The sequence below is a fragment of the Nocardia brasiliensis genome (genome assembly GCF_042691675.1).
In the GTDB taxonomy this organism is placed as follows: Bacteria; Actinomycetota; Actinomycetes; order Mycobacteriales; family Mycobacteriaceae; genus Nocardia; species Nocardia brasiliensis_D.
Window position 1 is genome coordinate 7,816,208 of record NZ_CP170507.1, and the last position, 17,463, is coordinate 7,833,670.

General features: G+C 68.7%; 9 protein-coding genes (1 of these 9 running past the window's edge). 3 read left to right on the plus strand and 6 right to left on the minus strand.

Annotation, left to right across the window (positions count from 1 at the left end):
• The 5 genes from ACFK0J_RS35930 to ACFK0J_RS35950 form a co-directional block, all read right to left on the minus strand.
• Window positions 1-10,299, minus strand: partial view of a non-ribosomal peptide synthase/polyketide synthase gene (locus ACFK0J_RS35930; RefSeq protein ID WP_378734148.1) — the 5' end (the start) only. It extends 33,828 nt beyond the left edge of the window; the window shows 10,299 of its 44,127 coding nt (coding positions 1-10,299); its start codon is at window positions 10,297-10,299; the stop codon falls past the left edge of the window.
• Window positions 10,300-10,676: 377 nt separating this feature from the next.
• On the minus strand, window positions 10,677-11,426 hold the full coding sequence (cobM, locus tag ACFK0J_RS35935; RefSeq protein ID WP_378734149.1) for a precorrin-4 C(11)-methyltransferase: 750 nt from the start codon (window positions 11,424-11,426) through the stop codon (window positions 10,677-10,679).
• Window positions 11,427-11,464: 38 nt separating this feature from the next.
• Window positions 11,465-11,890 (minus strand): PPOX class F420-dependent oxidoreductase, encoded by a 426-nt coding sequence (locus ACFK0J_RS35940; protein ID WP_378734150.1) that lies wholly within the window; start codon window positions 11,888-11,890, stop codon window positions 11,465-11,467.
• Between the two features lie 122 nt (window positions 11,891-12,012).
• Window positions 12,013-12,630: a LuxR C-terminal-related transcriptional regulator gene (locus tag ACFK0J_RS35945; RefSeq protein WP_378734151.1), complete on the minus strand. Its 618-nt coding sequence runs from the start codon at window positions 12,628-12,630 to the stop codon at window positions 12,013-12,015.
• Window positions 12,627-13,823, minus strand: coding sequence for a sensor histidine kinase (locus ACFK0J_RS35950; protein WP_378734152.1), 1,197 nt, complete (start codon window positions 13,821-13,823; stop codon window positions 12,627-12,629). Before ACFK0J_RS35950 ends, ACFK0J_RS35945 begins: the two co-directional genes overlap by 4 nt.
• 130 nt (window positions 13,824-13,953) lie before the next feature.
• Between ACFK0J_RS35950 and ACFK0J_RS35955 the strand changes: the two genes are divergently transcribed.
• From ACFK0J_RS35955 to ACFK0J_RS35965, 3 genes are all read left to right on the plus strand, one after another.
• Entirely contained in the window at window positions 13,954-15,012 is a 1,059-nt protein-coding gene (locus tag ACFK0J_RS35955; protein WP_378734153.1) for an ABC transporter permease, read from the plus strand.
• Between the two features lie 50 nt (window positions 15,013-15,062).
• Entirely contained in the window at window positions 15,063-15,797 is a 735-nt protein-coding gene (locus tag ACFK0J_RS35960) for an ABC transporter ATP-binding protein (RefSeq protein WP_378734154.1), read from the plus strand.
• Window positions 15,798-15,985: 188 nt separating this feature from the next.
• Window positions 15,986-16,432 (plus strand): hypothetical protein, encoded by a 447-nt coding sequence (locus ACFK0J_RS35965; RefSeq protein ID WP_378734155.1) that lies wholly within the window; start codon window positions 15,986-15,988, stop codon window positions 16,430-16,432.
• Between the two features lie 13 nt (window positions 16,433-16,445).
• Here ACFK0J_RS35965 and ACFK0J_RS35970 read toward each other — a convergent pair whose 3' ends face one another.
• Entirely contained in the window at window positions 16,446-17,372 is a 927-nt protein-coding gene (locus ACFK0J_RS35970; protein ID WP_378734156.1) for a LysR family transcriptional regulator, read from the minus strand.
• Window positions 17,373-17,463: the final 91 nt, after the last annotated feature.

A 17,463-nucleotide genomic window follows, 5' to 3' on the forward strand; every position in this document is an offset into this window, starting at 1 on the left:
CCACAGCGCGAAATCCACGTACTGAACCGCGAGCGGCGGCCAGCCGGGCTCGGTCGCCGAGGTGCGCGCCAGGTAGGCGGTCATCAGGTCGCGGACCAGCGGCCGCATCGAGAAGCCGTCCGCCGCGATGTGATGCACTACCACCACGAGCACGTAATCCGCGGTGTTGATGCCCTGGTCGCTGCGTTCCTGCCCGCCGGAGCCGAGCTGGTACGCGCGCAGCCGCACCGGCGGCTCGGCGGTCACGTCGAAGCCGCGCTCGACGAATTCGTACATGGCGCCGAGCAATTGGCCCTCGGCGACGGGGAAGACCTCCAGGTCCGGGATCGCCCTGGTCGCGGGCAGCACCCGCTGGTAGGCAACGCCGTCACGGGACGGGTAGATGGTGCGCAGCGATTCGTGCCGCGCGACGACGTCGGCGACCGCGCCACGCAGCGCGTCCAGATCCAGCGCGCCCTCCAGCCGCACCGCGGCCGGGATGTTGTTGGCCGCCGAGTCGGCGTCGAACCGGTTGAGGAACCACATCCGCTGCTGCGCCAGCGACAACGGCGGGTACTCGGGACGCACCTGTGCCGTGAGCGCCTGGCGCGCACCGGATCCCGCCCGGGATTCGACCCGGGCGGCCAGCGCGGCCACGGTCGGCGCCTCGAACAGCAGGCGCACACCCACCTCGGTGTCCAGCGCCGCGCTCAGCCGCGCGACCACCTGGGTGGCGACCAGCGAGTTGCCGCCGAGCTCGAAGAAGTCGTCGTCCACGCCGACGCGCGGCAGCCCGAGCAGGTCTGCGAAGACCTCGGCCACGATCTCCTCGATCGGGGTGGCCGGGGCACGGAATACCTTGGCCTCGAACACCGGAGCGGGCAGCGCCTTGCGATCGAGCTTGCCACTGGCGTTGACCGGGAACGCGTCCAGCACGACCAGCGCGGCCGGAATCATGTAGGCAGGCAGCACACCGGCCAGGGCGGCCTTGACCTCGTCCGGGTCGATGACCGAATCCGATTCGGCGACAACGTAACCCACCAGCTGATCGCCCGCGTGCGGGTCGGTCCGCACCACCACGACGGACTGCGCGACGCCGGGCTGGGCCAGCAGGGCGGCCTCGATCTCGCCGAGCTCGATCCGCAGACCACGCAGCTTCACCTGGAAGTCGGTGCGACCCAAGTACTCCAGCTCGCCAGCCGCGGTCCAGGTGACGAGGTCACCGGTGCGGTACATCCGCGCACCCGCCGGGCCGTACGGATTGGCGACGAATCGGTCCGCGGTCAGATCCGGGCGGCCGAGGTAGCCGACGGCCAGCTGATCGCCCGCGAGATAGAGCTCGCCCGCGACACCCGGTGCGACCGGGTGCAATCTGGCGTCGAGCACGAACACTCCGGTGTTCCACACCGGTCGCCCGATCGGCACCGAAACCGTATCCGTCTGCGTCACTTCGTGATACGTGACGTCGACGGCGGCCTCGGTGGGCCCGTACAGGTTGTGCAGGCGGGCGCCGGTCAGTTCGCGCAAGCGCTGCGCGGTTTGCGCGGGCAGCGCCTCACCGGAGGCGAACACCTGCCGCAACCGCGACGCGGGATAACCGTCCGCGTCGCCGTTCTCGTTGCCGAGAGTGGAAACGAACACCGACATCATCGACGGCACGAAATGCGCTGTGGTGATGCCCTGTTCGGCGATGATCTGGGCCAGGTAGACCGGGTCGCGATGCCCGTCCGGCTTCGCCACGACCAGGCGCGCGCCGGTCTGCAACGGCCAGAAGAACTCCCACACCGACACGTCGAAGGTGGCGGGCGTCTTCTGCAGTACCGCGTCGTCGGGTCCGATCGGGTACTCGTGCTGCATCCACAGCAGCCGGTTGACGATCGCGGCATGGCTGACCGCCACACCCTTCGGGCGTCCGGTCGAGCCCGAGGTGAAGATGACGTACGCGGTGTTGCCCGGCCGCAGCGGCCGAATGCGCTCGGCATCGGTGATCGGCGCACCGCTGGAGGCGGCCATACCCGGCACGCCCTCGATACCCTCGATCGCGATGACCGAGACCTCACGCTGCAGATCGATGCCGAATCCGTCCGCGGACCGGTACAGGATCATCCGCGGGCGTGCGGTGTCGACGATGTGGTTGATCCGGTCGGCGGGCTGATCCGGGTCGAGCGGCACGTATGCCGCACCCGTCTGCAGCACCGCGTACATCGCGATGACCAGCTCGTTGGAGCGGCGGATCGACAGTGCGACAAGCGATTCCGGGCCCACCCCGGCCTTGATCAGCTGCCTGGCGATCCGGTTGGCGCGCACCTGCAGTTCACGGTAGGTGAGCCGTTCTTCGTCGAAGACCAGCGCAACCGCGTCCGGCGTCGCCGCTGCTTGCGCGTCGAAGAGCGAGACCAGCGTTTCCTCGGGCACCTGGTGCGCGTTGTCGTTCCAGTCGACCAGCACCCGCGCGCGTTCTTCGGGCGCGAGCAGGTCGATGTCGCCGATCGGGACGGTCGGGTCGGCGGTGACCGCCGCCAGCACCCGGTCCAGTCGCCGCGCGAACGCGGCCACCGTGTCCGGATCGAAAAGGTCCTCGGCGTAGGAGAATTCGGCCGACATGCCGGCCGCGTCGCCGAGTTCGTCCTGGGTCTCCTGCAGGGTCAGCTGCAGATCGAACTTGGCCAGCCGCGCGTCGTAGTCGACGCCGTTGACCGAAAGCCCTGGCAGCTCCAGGCTGGCCTGCCTGGTGTTCTGGAAGGTCAGCATCACCTGGAACAGCGGGTGCCTGGCCTGCGAGCGGGCCGGGTTGAGCACCTCGACCAGCCGCTCGAACGGCACGTCCGCGTGGGCGAACGCGTGCAGGTCGGTTTCCCTGGCCTGGGCGAGCAGATCCGCGAAGCTCGCCGCGCCGTCCACCTCGGTGCGCAGCACGAGGGTGTTGACGAACATGCCGATCAGGTCGTCCAGCGCGGCTTCACCACGCCCGGCGACCGGGGTGCCGATGGCGATATCGCTGGTGCCGCTGGCGCGGGCCAGCAGCACGGCCAGCGCGCTGTGCATGACCATGAACAGCGAGGCGTTGTGCCGGCGACCGAGATCGACCAGGGCGCGCTGGGTCTCGCCGGAGATCACGAACGGATAGGTGCCACCGCGATAGGAGGCAGTGGCGGGCCGTGGCCGGTCCGAGGGCAGCACCAATTCGTCGGGCAGGTCGGCCAGTTCGCGGGTCCAGTACCGAATCTGGTTGGAGATCAGCGAACTCGGGTCGTCCTCGGAGCCGAGCACCTCACGCTGCCACAGCGCGTAGTCCGCGTACTGCACGGGCAGCGCCGACCAGGCGGGCGCCTCCCACGAGGTGCGGGCGGCATAGGCCACCATCACGTCGCGGGCCAGTGGGCCCATCGACCAGCCGTCGGCGGAGATGTGGTGCACCACCATGCCGAGCACGTACTCGGTCTCGCTGATCTCGAAAAGCCGTGCGTGCAATGGCACTTCGTTGGTCACGTCGAACGCCATCGAGGCGAGCTCGACCAGGTGGTCGATCAGGTTGTGCTCGGTCACCGGCACCGGCGTCAGGTCGGGCACGATCTGGGCGGCGTCCAGCACCACCTGCACCGGCCCGGTCTTGGTCTCCGGGAACACGGTGCGCAGCGACTCGTGCCGGTCGATCACGTCGATGACCGCGACCTGCAGGGCGGCGACGTCAAGATCGCCGGAGAGCCGGATGGCGACCGGGATGTTGTTCACCGCCGACTCGGTGTCGAACCGGTTCAGGAACCACATGCGCTGCTGTGCGAGGGACAGCGGCACTTCTTCCGGCCGGATCCGGGCCACCAGCGCCTTGCGCGCGCCGTCACCGGCGTGCGATTCCACCCTGGCCGCGAGGGCGGCGACGGTGGACGCCTCGAACAGCATGCGCACCGGCACCCGGGTGTCCAGGGCGATACCGAGGCGCGAGGCGACCTGCGTCGCGATCAGCGAGTTGCCGCCGAGTTCGAAGAAGTCGTCGTCGACACCCACCCGATTGATGCCGAGTACCTCGCCGAACACTTGCGCGACGATTTCCTCGATCGGCGTTGTCGGCGCACGGAATTCGCGCACCTCGAACACCGGAGCGGGCAACGCCTTGCGGTCGAGCTTGCCGGACGGGTTGAGCGGGAACGCTTCCAGCACCACGATCGCCGACGGCACCATGTACGCGGGCAGCGTGCGGTGCAGCGCGTTCTTGATGTTGTCGATGTCGACCGGGCCCGCCGGGGTCACCACATACGCGACGAGCTGATCGCCCGCGACGGTGTCCATGACGAGCACGACCGCCTGGCTGACGGCCGGATGGTCCAGCAGCGCGGCCTCGATCTCGCCGAGCTCGATGCGCTGACCGCGGAACTTGACCTGGAAGTCGGTGCGGCCGATGTATTCCAGCACGCCGGCGGAGCCGACCTCGGGATCGCGCGGTTCGACCCAGCGGACCAGGTCACCGGTGCGGTAGAGGCGCGCGCCCGGCGCGCCGAACGGGTCGGCGACGAAGCGTTCGGCGCTCAGGTCGGGGCGGCCGTGGTAGCCGCGGGCGGTCTGGATGCCGCCCAGGTACAGCTCGCCGGGAACGCCGACCGGGACCGGGTCGAGCCCCTCGTCGAGCACGTAGGCCTGCGCGTTCCACACCGGGCGACCGATCGGCACCGAGCTGGGGGCGACCTCGTTGAGGTGCCAGGCGGTGGCGTGCACGGTGAATTCGGTGGGCCCGTACAGGTTGTGCATCGCGGCGGTGGAGAAGTGCCGGAACGCGGTGACCGTGGCGGGCGGCAGTGCCTCACCGGCGACGAGAACCGCACGCAGCGAGGCGCATTCGGTCGTCGAGGCGGTATTGGCGAAGACCGAGAGCATCGACGGCACGAACGAGGTCATGGTGACGTGATGCCGTCCGATGATCTCCGAGAGGTACATCGGGTCGCGATGCCCGTCGGGCGCGGCGATGAGCATGCGGGCGCCGACGGCCAAGGTGCCGAACAACTCCCACACCGAGACGTCGAAGGTGACCGGCGTCTTCTGCAGGACCACATCGGCCGGGCTGATCCGGTACTCGTTGGTGATCCAGGCGACCTGGTTGAGCACGCTGGCGTGGCTGACGGCCACGCCCTTGGGCCGACCGGTCGAACCGGAGGTGTAGAGCACGTACGCGGTGTTGGCCGGGCGCAGCGGTGCGCGCCGCTCGGCATCGGTGACCGGCTCGTCGCCGAATTCGCTCAAATCCAGTGTGTCGACGGCGATCACCGGGCAGTCGACGGCGCTGACGTCGTCGGACAGGGTGGTCAGCACGCACACCGGCGCCGAGTTGGCCAGCACGTACTCGGTGCGTTCGGCCGGATGGTCCGGGTCGATCGGCACGTAGCCGCCGCCCGCGGTCATGGTGGCGTAGATGGCGATCAGCATGTCCACCGAGCGGCGGATACCGACGGCCACCAGCGTTTCCGGGCCGACGCCCGCGGCGATCAGCTTGCGCGCCAGGCGATTCACCCGCGCCGCGAACTCGGCATAGCTCAGCTGCACCTGCGGGCCGAATTCGCCCAAGCTGCGGGTGCCGCCGTCGAACAGGACGGCGATATCGTCGGGCCGCAGGCGCACCTGCTCCTGGAACAGGTCCAGGACGGTGGCCGCGGGCAGCTCGTGCGCGGTCAGGTTCCAGGCGGTGAGCACGGTGGTGCGCTCGGCCTCGTCGAGAATGTCGATGTCGCGCACCGCGGATTCCGGTGCGGTGACGGCCGCTTCGAGCACGCGCAGGTAGCGGCGGCCGAACTCGGCGACCGTCGACGCGTCGAACAGATCGGTGGCGAACGACACCACGGCCGCCATGCCCGCGGGTTCACCGTGGACGCCACGCTCTTCGGTGACGGTCCACTGCAGATCGAATTTGGCGATGTCGACCTCGAGCTCGTCGGCGGTGACCGAGAGTCCGGGCAGTTCCAATGTCGCGTGCGACATTTCCTGGAACGACAGCATCACCTGGAACAGCGGGTGGCGGGCCTGCGAACGGGTCGGGTTGAGCACCTCGACCAAGCGCTCGAACGGAACGTCGGCGAAGGCGAACGCGGCGAGATCGGTTTCGCGCGTGCGCTTCAGGAACTCGGTGAACGGTTCGCTGCCGTCCACCTCCGAGCGCAGCACCAGCGTGTTGACGAACATGCCGATCAGGTCGTCGAGCGCCTGCTCGCCACGCCCGGCGACCGGGGTGCCGATGGCGATGTCGCTGGTGCCCGACAGCCGGGCGAGCAGCACCGCCAGCGAGGCGTGCATGACCATGAACAGGCTCACGCCCTGGGCCCGCGCCAACGCCGAAAGGCGCTGGTGCAGCTCGGCATCGATGTCGAAGCTGACCCGGCCGCCGGTGAAACTGGGCACCGGTGGGCGCGGCCGGTCGGTGGGCAGATCCAGCTGATCGGGGAGCCCGGCCAAGGCCCGGCGCCAGTAGGCGATTTCGCGGGCGGCCATCGAACCGGGATCGGATTCGGCGCCGAGCAGCTCACGCTGCCAGACGCTGAAGTCCTGGTACTGCACCGGCAGCGGCGTCCAGGTCGGTGCCTGCCCCGCGGCGCGCGCGAGGTAGGCGGCGGCGACGTCGCGAGCCAGCGGGCCGAACGAGAAACCGTCCGCGGCAATGTGATGCACCACGAACGCCACCGCGTAATCGGCGGCACCGTTGTCGCGGCCACCGGTCACCGCATAGACCCGGACCCGGATCGGCAGTTCCCGCGACACATCGAAGCCGGTGGCGGCGAATGCGGCCAGCACACCGTGCAATTCGGCTTCATCGATCGGCTCGACCGTGATACCGAGATCGACCTGCTCGACCGGCAGCACCTGCTGGTAGCCGCCGTCACCGGACTCGGGGAAGATCGTGCGCAGCGACTGCTGACGGGCCACCACATCGGTCAGCGCGGCCTGCAACGCGTCGAGGTCGACCTGGCCGCGCAACCGCACCACGAACGGCAGGTTGTAGGTCGGCACGGTGGGGTCGAACTGGTTGATGAACCACATCCGCTGCTGGGCCAGCGACAGCGGCACCCGCTCCGGCAGGTTTTGCGCCACCAGCGGCGGTCGGGCGCCGTCGGTGGGACTGGCGTTTTCCGCGCGGGCGGCGATCCCGGCCACGGTCGGGGATTCGAACAGCGCCCGCACCCCGATCTGGGTGCCGAACGCCACGCCGATCCGGGAGACCACCTGGGTGGCGACCAGCGAGTTGCCGCCGAGGTCGAAGAAGTTGTCATCGATGCCGATGCGGTCCTGGCTCAGCACATCGGCGAAGATGCCCGCCACGATCTGCTCGGCCTGGGTACGCGGGGCCCGGAAACTGGTCTCGTCCACGCTGAACACCGGTTCCGGCAACGCTTTACGGTCCAGCTTGCCGGAGGTGTTGAGCGGGAAGGCGTCCAGCACCATGATCGAGGCGGGAACCATGTAGCTCGGCAGCTGCTCGGCCGCGAACCTGGTCAACTCCGCCGGATCGACCGAATGCCCGGGCGCGGCAACCACATAGGCCACCAACTGCTGACCGGTGGCGGTATCCATCACCAGCACGACGGCCTGGCTGACCGCGGGGTGGGCGAGCAGGTCGGTCTCGATCTCCCCGAGCTCGATGCGCTGACCACGGAACTTCACCTGGAAGTCGGTGCGGCCGATGTATTCCAGCGTGCCCGCGTCGTTCCAGCGCACCAGGTCACCGGTGCGGTACATGCGTTCACCGCGGTCCGACAACGGGTTCGCGACGAAGCGGTCGGCGGTCAGATCCGGGCGGCCGCGATACCCGCGCGCCAGCTGTCGTCCAGCGAGATACAGCTCACCCGGGGCGCCGATCGCGGCCGGGCGCAGCCGCGAATCGAGCACGTACACCGAGACATTCCACTCCGGGATGCCGATCGGCACGGTCAGCTTGTCGGCGGCGGTCGCCTCCCAGTAGGTCACCGAGACCGCGGCCTCGGTCGGACCGTACAGGTTGTGCAGCGACGCGTAGCGTCTCCGTGGGGGGTGGTGGTCGGGCGACGGGTGGGCCAGACCGGCCGAGGTGATCGCGCGGAAACCGGCGGCGGTCTCCGGCGGCAACGCCTCACCGATCACGAAAACCGCACGCAGGCTGGCGCATTGCGCCGCCGTCGCGTGCGAGACGAACACCGTCAGCATCGACGGCACGAAGTCGGTCACGGTGACGCCGTGCCGGGCGATCATGTCGGCGACGTACAGCGGGTCGCGGTGGCCGTCGGGCGCGGCGATGACCAGTTTCGCACCGACCATCAGCGGCAGGAAGTAGCCCCACAGCGAGACGTCGAAGGTGGTCGCGGTCTTCTGCAGGTATACGTCGTCCGCGGTCAGCCGGTACTCGTCGAGCATCCACAGTTGCTGGTTGACGATCGCGCGATGCGTGACCGCAACGCCCTTGGGGCGTCCGGTCGAACCCGAGGTGTAGATGACGTAGGCGGTGTTCTCCGGCCGCAGCGGTCGCGTCCGTTCGGCATCGGTGATCGGCGCCGCCGAGTACTGCGACACGTCCAGCGTGTCGATGCGCACCTGCCGCACCGATTCCGGCAGTTCCAGCTCATCGGCCGACAGCGTCAACACACAGACCGGTGCCGCGCTGTCGAGGATGTAGGCGGTGCGATCGGCCGGATGATCCGGATCGATCGGCACGTACGCGCCGCCGGCCTTGAGCACCGCGTGCATGCCGATGACCAGCTCCAACGACCGCCGCATACCCAGCGCGACAAGCGATTCCGGGCCGACGCCGTCGGCGATCAGGAATCGGGCCAGCCGGTTGACCCGCGCGTCGAACTCCGCGTACGTCAGCGTCGCGCCCTCGAAATCGAGCGCGATATTGTTCGGCGTCAACGGCATCTGCGCATCGAGCAGCGCCGACAGCGTGGTGTCCGGCACCTCCTGCTCGGAGTCGTTCCACTCCAGCAGCGAGCGCTCGCGTTCGTCCGCCGTGGTGACGTCCAACGCCCAGACCGCGGCGTCTTCGTCGGCCGCCAGGAATCGGTCGAAGAATTCGAGGAAGCGCGAATGATGCCGGTGCGCTTCGTCTTCGGTGTAGAGGTTCGGGTTGGTCTCGAAGTCGATGTGCGAGCGGGTGCCCGCGACCGACTGATAGAAGTTGACGCCCAGATCCTCGATGCTGCCAGTGGACAGCACGTGCAGCTGGCCGACCATCGGGCCCATCGCCAGCTCGTCGTGGAACAGCATGATGTTGACCCACGGGCCGAAGAACTCCGTGGTCACCACGCCGTCACCGGCGGCATCGCGGCGGATGTCCTCGTGCCGGTACCGCTGATGCCGCAGCGCGCCGGACACTTCCACCGTCACCTGCTTGAGCAGTGCGCCGACGGTCGTGTCGTGGCCGACGCGCAGGCGCAGCGGCACGATGTTCGACGAGACACCACCGGAGCGACGCATCGCCGCGGTGGTACGCGCGGTCACCGGCAGGCTGAGAATGACGTCCTCGACGCCGTTCCACTGCGCCAGATAGCCGGCGAACGCGGCCAGCAGCAGCCCGGCGGGCGACGAATCATGGCGGCGCACAGCCGCATCCAGCAGCGCGTTCTGCTCGTCCGACAAGGCCGCGCTGGCGATCCCGTTGATCGCGGCGGGCGGGGCGGACCGGCCGGTCAGGCTGGTGCCTTCCTCCAGCCCGGCGACCCGCTCGGCCCAGTACTCCTTGTCGGTGCCGAAGCGCTTGCTCTCGCGGTAGGCGATTTCCTGCTCATAGAGCGTGTACAGGTCGGTGGCCTTGGATACCGCGGGCTCGGTGCCGTTCACATACGCCGTGTACAGCTCGGCGATCCGGTTCAGGTTGGTCATCGCGCCGAAGCCGTCGAGCGCGATGTGGTGGGCCCGGGAGTACCAGTACCAGTGGTCGTCGGCCAGTTGCAGCGCCGCGATGGTGATCAGGCGATCGGTGGTCAAATCGATCGGGCGGCTGTACTCCGCGCGCATCCACGCCATCGCCGCCGCGGCCGGATCGGCCTCGGCGCGCAGGTCTACATAGGTGACCTTGTCGTAGTCGGCGATGCTGTGGTCGATGAACTGCAGCGGCTCGCCGTCGCGTTCGACGATCCGCAGGAAGCCCGAACCGAGCTCGTGTGACGCGTCGATACTGGCCTGCTCGAGGACCTCGACATCCAGCTCACCGTGCAGGTCCACGTACTGCGCGATGTTGACCGGCACCTGCGGGTCGACATGCTGCGCGTACCAGATGCCCAGCTGCGCAGGAGACAGCGGGAAGTAGCCCGAACCAGCGGATGCCCGTTCGCCACCAGCTTCGCCGTTTCCGCCGAAATCCAGCCGGTCCAACCGTAACCTCGCTTCCGGAACACCACGCAAGCGCTCCCCGACGACACCCGGACAGGACGCTCACCTATACCAGCGTGGCGCCCGCGTCTCGGGGTTCAGTTCTCATAATCAATCAGGCAAAAAAGCTCATTGGCACTATCTGTCCGCCAGGGTGACCTTGTTACATAGGCGCGACCGCGCCCACTACCCACCGACCGGCAATGCCGGGAATCTCGCTGCAGATCACCGGACCAATCTACCGTCGTCGTACGCGCCGAACCAACCAATCTCGATAGCGAACCGACATCATCACAGGCAGCGGAGCTGGGAGTGATTTGCTCGCCTCATGTTGCAGACCTCACATCCTGCGCGATGCGCAATGTGGGCGGTGCGGCGGGTCACTGATGGCGGACGCGAGCCGGGTCGTAGAGGTGGGATTGCGCACACGACACCGTGCCGGACAAGGCGCGGCCGACCAGGATGACCGCGGCCTGCCGCAGACCCGCGGCCTCGACCTGATCGGCGATGTCGGCGAGGGTGCCGCGCAGGATCAGCTGGTCGGGCTGGCTGGCGCGGTAGACGACGGCGACCGGACAGTCCTGGCCGTAGTCGGCGACGAGCTCGGCGGCCAGCGTTCGGATGTGCGTGATCGCCAGGTGCAGCACAAGTGTGGCGCCGGTGCTCGCGAAGTCGGCCAGGGCTTCGCCGTCCGGCATGGCGGTCGAGCGGGCCTGGGTGCGGGTCAGCACGACCGACTGCACGACCTCGGGAACGGTGAGTTCGGTGCCGAGCAGGGCCGCCGCCGCGGCGTAGGCGGGGACGCCGGGGGTGACATCCCACGCGACGCCGTGCGCGTCCAGCCTGCGGGTCTGCTCGGTGAGTGCCGAATAGAGCGACGGGTCACCGGAACACAGCCGGGCCACGTCCTTGCCGGAATTGTCGGCGCGCACCAGGTGTTCGGTGATCTGGTCGAGGTCGAGGCGCTGGGTGTCGATCAGTTCGGCGTCGGGCGCGCAGTGCGCGAGCACGTCCGGGTCCAGGTAGGTACCCGCGTACAGGCACACCGGGGAAGTGCGGAGCAGGGTGACCGCGCGCACGGTCAACAGGTCGGCCGCGCCCGGCCCGGCCCCGATGAAGTGCACGGTCATGCGGCTGAGTGTATGGCGGCCTGCTCGCCGGATCCGGGTCAGGCCGTCGCGTCGAAGTGCGCGATCACCTTGGTCGGCCGCAGGCGCACGACGAGCTCGCCGGGCACCCCGTTGCGCTTGCCGAATTCCTCGGCGCGGTCGGCGCCCATGTAGCGGCCGCCGATCTCGGTGGCCGTGCGCAGTAGTTCGTCGGGATCCTCGGACAGGGTGACGGTGCCCTGCAACTGCACGGAGGGGTAGGGCATGCCCTCGACGTCGACGCACACGGCGATGCGACCGTCGCGTGCGAACGCCTTGCCCTTGGCGGTGGTCTTGCCGGTGTTGAACACCAGCTCGTCACCGTCGAGTACGAACCAGACCGGAGTCACCACCGGTCGACCGTCGGCGGCGACGAACGCCACCTTGCCCGTCCGCGTGCCGTGGGAGAGGAACTCGCGCACCTGAGGATCCGAGAGGGAAGCCATTGCCTCACCCTAGGGGCTGGCAGGCGGCTGGACGGGGTGCCGGGAGACGCATGTCGCGAGTTCGGCGAGCACGCCTGCGCCAGTTGCCACCCGGGCACGCCGCTTCCGCTGGACCGGGTAGCTCAGATCGCCCCTTGCTCGCGGGCGCGCGCGACCGCCGAGGTGCGCGATCGCACACCGAGTTTCGCGTAGATGTGCACCAGATGGGATTTGACGGTGGTTTCGCTGAGGAACAGCTGCTTGGCGATCTCACGGTTGGATCGTCCGTCGGCGACCAACCGCAGCACTTCGATTTCGCGCGGGCTCAAGGTGGTATCGGCACGCCGCACCCTGGTCATCAGCTTCGAGGCGACCGCGGGTGACAGCACGCTCTCACCCGCGGCCGCCGAGCGGACGGCGGCGAGCAGCTCGGTCGGCGGGGTGTCCTTCAGGATGTAGCCGCAGGCGCCCGCTTCGATGGCGCCGAGGATGTCGGCGTCGGTGTCGTAGTTGGTGACCACCAGGACATTCGGCGGCTGCGGGAGGGCACGCAGTTCGGCGGTGGCGTCCGCGCCGGAGCGGCCTGGGCCGAAGCTCAGGTCCATCAGCACCAGATCCACCGGCGTCGTGGCGCAGAACGCGACCGCCGCCTCGCCGGTGGGCACGTCGCCGACAACGGTGATGTCGTCGCCACCGTCGAGCAGCGCGCGCAGGCCCGCGCGGACGATGGCGTGATCGTCGGCCAGCAGCAGGCGGATCATGCGTGCTCCCCTGGTCGTGCCGAATCCGGTTCGGTTGCGGCGGTTTCGAGGGGGAAGGAGACGGTGACCGCGGTATGTCCCGGCTCCGATTCCACCGTCATGGTGCCGCCCTGCTGCTCCACGCGCGACCGCATGGCGGCCAGTCCGAAGGAACCCGATGGCGCACGGTCGAGGACATCGGGGGCGATGCCGACTCCGTCGTCCACCACGTCGAGCAGGACCTCGGCGTCGGCGTAGGTCAGCGTCAGACGCATTCGGGCGGCGTGCGCGTGCTGCACCACATTCGCGACCGCGCCTTGGGCGATGCGCACCAGCGCCGCCTCCACCGGCATCGGCAGCCGCTCCGGTGTGCCCTCCACCACCAGCTGGGTGGCGAGGCCGGGGGCGTCGGCGCGCAAGCAGATGCGCTCCAGCGCTTGGGCAAGTGACTGGCCTTCCAACGCTGCCGGAGCCAGTTCCGCGATGAGCCTTCGGGTTTCGGCAAGGTTCTCCGCCGCCGTCTCCCTCGCCAACCGGATCTGTTGCAGCGCTGGATGATCCGGGGCCGACTGCTCAGCCGCGTGCAGGAGCAGCTGGATGCTGCTCAAACCTTGGGCGACCGTGTCGTGGATCTCCTGCGCCAGGCGCTCGCGCTCGGACAGCTTGCCCGCGGTGCGCTCCTGATCAGCGAGTACCGCTCGGGTACTGAGTAATTCATCGATCAGCCGCTGGCGTTCGGCGGACTCGCGGAACAAGGCCTGGTAGCCGAGGCCGATACCGACGGCAACGGCCGCGCCGAGGATCGGACCGATCACACCCGCCGCCGACCAGCCCCGGTGCGCGCCGAAACCGACCACCGCGATCGCCGTGGCCACGGCCACCGCGACCAGACTCCATGGGCGCGGAAGCAGATGTAGATAGAGGAAGAACAGGCCGAAGGCCAGGTAACCGGCGTCGGGGGCGAGCAGGACGAGGCCGAGCCACCACACCGTCAGCGCCGTCAACCAGATCGCGAGGCCACCGCGGCGCGCGCTCAGCACGGCACCGGCGAAGTACGTCACCAGAAAGCCCGCCGTCAACGCGACAACCGGGATCGGATGCGCCGCGCCGGGCAGCAGCGCGCGGACGGCGATCACCACCGCCAGTGCCGTCACCAGCACATGCAGGCCGAGCCGCAGCGCGGTGAAGACGGGCGTGAGCGGTGACGAGTGCACCTTGTCAGCTTATGTGCGGCTACCTCGGCGGCATCCATCGAAAGGTGTAAAACGCCACCCACCCTTCGATGGTGCTCCTTTCCTTCTCGCGCGCGATGGCCGCGGGCCGGTCGGGCGGAAGGGTGGAGGCATGTTCGTAGCACTGCGAGACCTGCGCGCCGCCCGCGGCCGCTTCCTGCTCATCACCATGGTCGTCACGCTGGTGGCATTGCTGGTGAGTTTCCTGAGCGGGCTCACGGCCGGGCTCGCGCACCAGAACATCTCGGCGGTGGAATCGTTCCCCGGTGACACGGTCGTTTTCGCCGACACCGGCGCCGCGCCGTCGTTCGACGCCTCGACGCTGACCGCGGCGCAGGTCGCCACCTGGCGGTCGGCGGCGGGTCCGAGCGGCACCGTCGATCCCATCGGCATCAGCCACGGCAGGGTCGATCCGAGCGGCCGGGCCCCGGTACAGGTCGCGTTCTTCGGCACGACCGGAACGGCATTTGGCAACCGTTCGGCAACCGAGGACGGCACCGTGGTGCTCAGCACCGGCGCGGCCAAGGATCTCGGCGCCGCGGCAGGCGATTCCGTCACCATCGCAGGCCGCACCTTCACCGTTGCCGCCGTGCGGGGAGACGACTGGTACAGCCACACACCGGTGGTCTGGACGACGCTGGCCGACTGGCAGGCGATGAGCCCGCGCTCCGGCGCGGCGACCGTGCTCGCGGTGTCCGGCGTGCCGAATCCGCAAGTGGTGAACGCCGAGGCGCACACGCAGACCACCAGCGTGTCCGGCGCGTTGTCGGCGCTCAGCTCGTACCAGGCCGAGAACGGCTCGCTGACGCTGATGACGGTGCTGCTGTTCGCCATCTCGGCGCTGGTGATCGGTGCGTTCTTCACCGTGTGGACAGTGCAGCGGATGCCGGATATCGCCACCCTCAAAGCACTCGGCGCCACCTCCGGTTCGCTGGTCCGCGACGCACTCGCCCAGGCCGCGATCGTGCTGACGGCCGGGGTCGCCGTCGGGCTCGGAATCACCGTTGCCGCAGCGGCTTTCCTCGGCGACGCGCTGCCGTTCGTGTTGAGTCCGGCGACCACGCTGTTGCCCGCTGCGGCGCTGATCGTGCTCGGCTTGTTCGGTGCGGCCTTCGCGCTGCGTTTCCTCTTCACCACCGATCCACTGACCGCACTGGGCGCTGGTCGTTGAGCAGCCGCCCACCTACCGACAAGCATTGCCCCATAGGAGTTTTCGAGAACATGCTTACCGCGACTCGCACGACCACCGCGCTCACCGTCGACGATGTGACCCTCACCTACCCCGATGGCACGGATCGGCTCACCGCGCTGGACCGGGTGAGCCTGCGCGTCACCGGTGGCAGCATCGCCGCCATCACCGGACCCTCCGGCTCCGGCAAGTCCAGCCTGCTCGCGGTCGCGTCGACCCTGATCCGCCCGGACTTCGGCCGGATCAGCCTCGAAACACCCAGTGGCAATGCCGATCTCGCTACCATCGGTCGCCGCGAAGCCGCCGCGCTGCGCCGCTCGTCCATCGGCATCGTCTTCCAGCAACCGAACCTGGTGCCCGCGTTGACCGCGGTCGAACAGCTCGAGGTGATGGCTCATCTCGGCCAGCGCCTGTTCACCTCTGCGCGTCGGCGCCGCGAAACGCACGCCAAGGCAATGCGACTCCTCGACTCGGTCGGTCTCGCCGACCAGCACGCGAAACGTCCCGCCCAACTCTCCGGCGGGCAACGCCAACGCGTCAATATCGCCCGCGCCCTGATGAACGATCCCGCGCTGCTGGTCATCGACGAGCCGACCAGCGCATTGGACACCGAACGCGGTGCGGCCGTCATCGATCTGATCCTCACCGTCGTCCGCGAGCACGACGCCGCCACCCTCCTGGTCACCCACGACCGCGCCCACCTGCACCGGATGGACGCCGTCTACCGCATGGTGGACGGCCACCTCACCGCTGGCTCCGCGCAATAGTCCGCACCAGTCGACTCGTGCGAGTGGTTATTTCCCAAGCTGGTCCATGACCGCGCTTGAAACGTGCGATGGAGCAGGGGGAATGGCGACATAAGGGGTTGACGAATCGCGCCCTCGCGGCTCTACAATGTCGCCCACCAGCGGTACATCAGCACAGCACTCGACCCCACAGACGAGGATGTGAACATATGCAGTACCGAAAGTCGCTTCTGCGCAACACAATCGCCGTATCCGCACTTCTCGGTGCCGTCACCGTCTGCGCCGCACCCGCGTCCGCCGCCCCGCCGAGCGCCAGCTTCGGTGTCATGTACTCGCTCGGCGATGTCTGCGTCGGCCAGCTGCAATCCGGCATCTCCGCCGACGGCCCCGGCTCCGCCCGCTTCGGCCTGAGCTGGGTAAAGGCCACCCCGACCTTCGGCAGCCCCTGCGGCGTCACCGTGTTCGCGAACTGGCGCAACCTCGACACCGGCGCCGCCGGTACGGTCCCGGCGCCGATTTCCGACAACACCGCGTGGAACCAGCCGCCCGCCACCGTCTTCGTCAACGTCCCCACCGGCCCTGGTCGGATCAGCGTCACCGTCACCACCGACCGGCCGCACCTCCCGATCGCCCCGATCGAAATCCAGGTCGGCTGACCCCGGTCCGCGGTCAGCCGAGCAGGCCGAGCAGGGCGGCGCGCTGGTCGCCGACCTTCGCGCGGAGGGCGTCCACGAACGCGGCGACTTCTGGCCGGCGAAGGGTTTCCGCACGGGCCACCAGCCAATAGGCGAGCTTGACCGAAACCTCGGCGGCGAGCACTCGGGTCAGGTCGGCGTGCCGGTCGGCCATGAAACACGGCAGCAAGCCGATACCCGCCGCGGCTCGGGTTGCCTCGACATGCACGAAAACGTTGGTAGAGGTGACGGATTCGCGCATGGCGGGGGCGAAGCTCGACGCCAGATCCAGGTCGTCCACCTGGAGCATCGAGTCGATGAAGTAGACCAACGGATGCTGCGCGAGATCCTCGATGCTCGCCGGGGTTCCGTGTTCGCGCAGATAGTCGCGAGAACCGTAGAGGCCGAGACAGTAGTCGGAGAGCCGGAACGCCGTGGCACGGTGGACTTGTGGCTCCCCGACGACCACTTCGAGATCCAGGCCCGAACGCTGGGTGGAGGCACGTCTTGTCGTGGCGACGATTTCGACGGCGATCTTGGGATGTTGCCGTTGCACCTCGGCGGCCGCCGGGGCGGCCAGGTAGGCGCTGAAACCGTCGGTCGCCGAAATCCGCACCACCCCTTGGAGCACCCGATTTCCACTGGTGTCGGCAGCGAGGGAGGTGACCGCCGACTCGACGACCTCGGCGGCCGCCAACGCCTCACGCCCCAGATCGGTGAGCTCCCAGCCGCCCGCGGCGCGCGTCAGCACCCGCCCGCCCAGGCTGTGCTCGAGCGCGGCGATGCGCCGGGAAATGGTCGTGTGGTTGATGCCGAGTTCCTCGGCCGCCGACACGAAGCGCCCGGATCGGCCGACCGCCAGCAGAACCAGCAGGTCATCCGCGCTCGGTCGGCGACCGGATCCCGCTGGCACTCCGCCCATATGTGCATTCTCGCAGATAGGTACTGCACAAGTAGTCATTGCGGTCGCACCCATCTGCACTAATACTTCGTTGCAGCCGAGATTTGTGGGG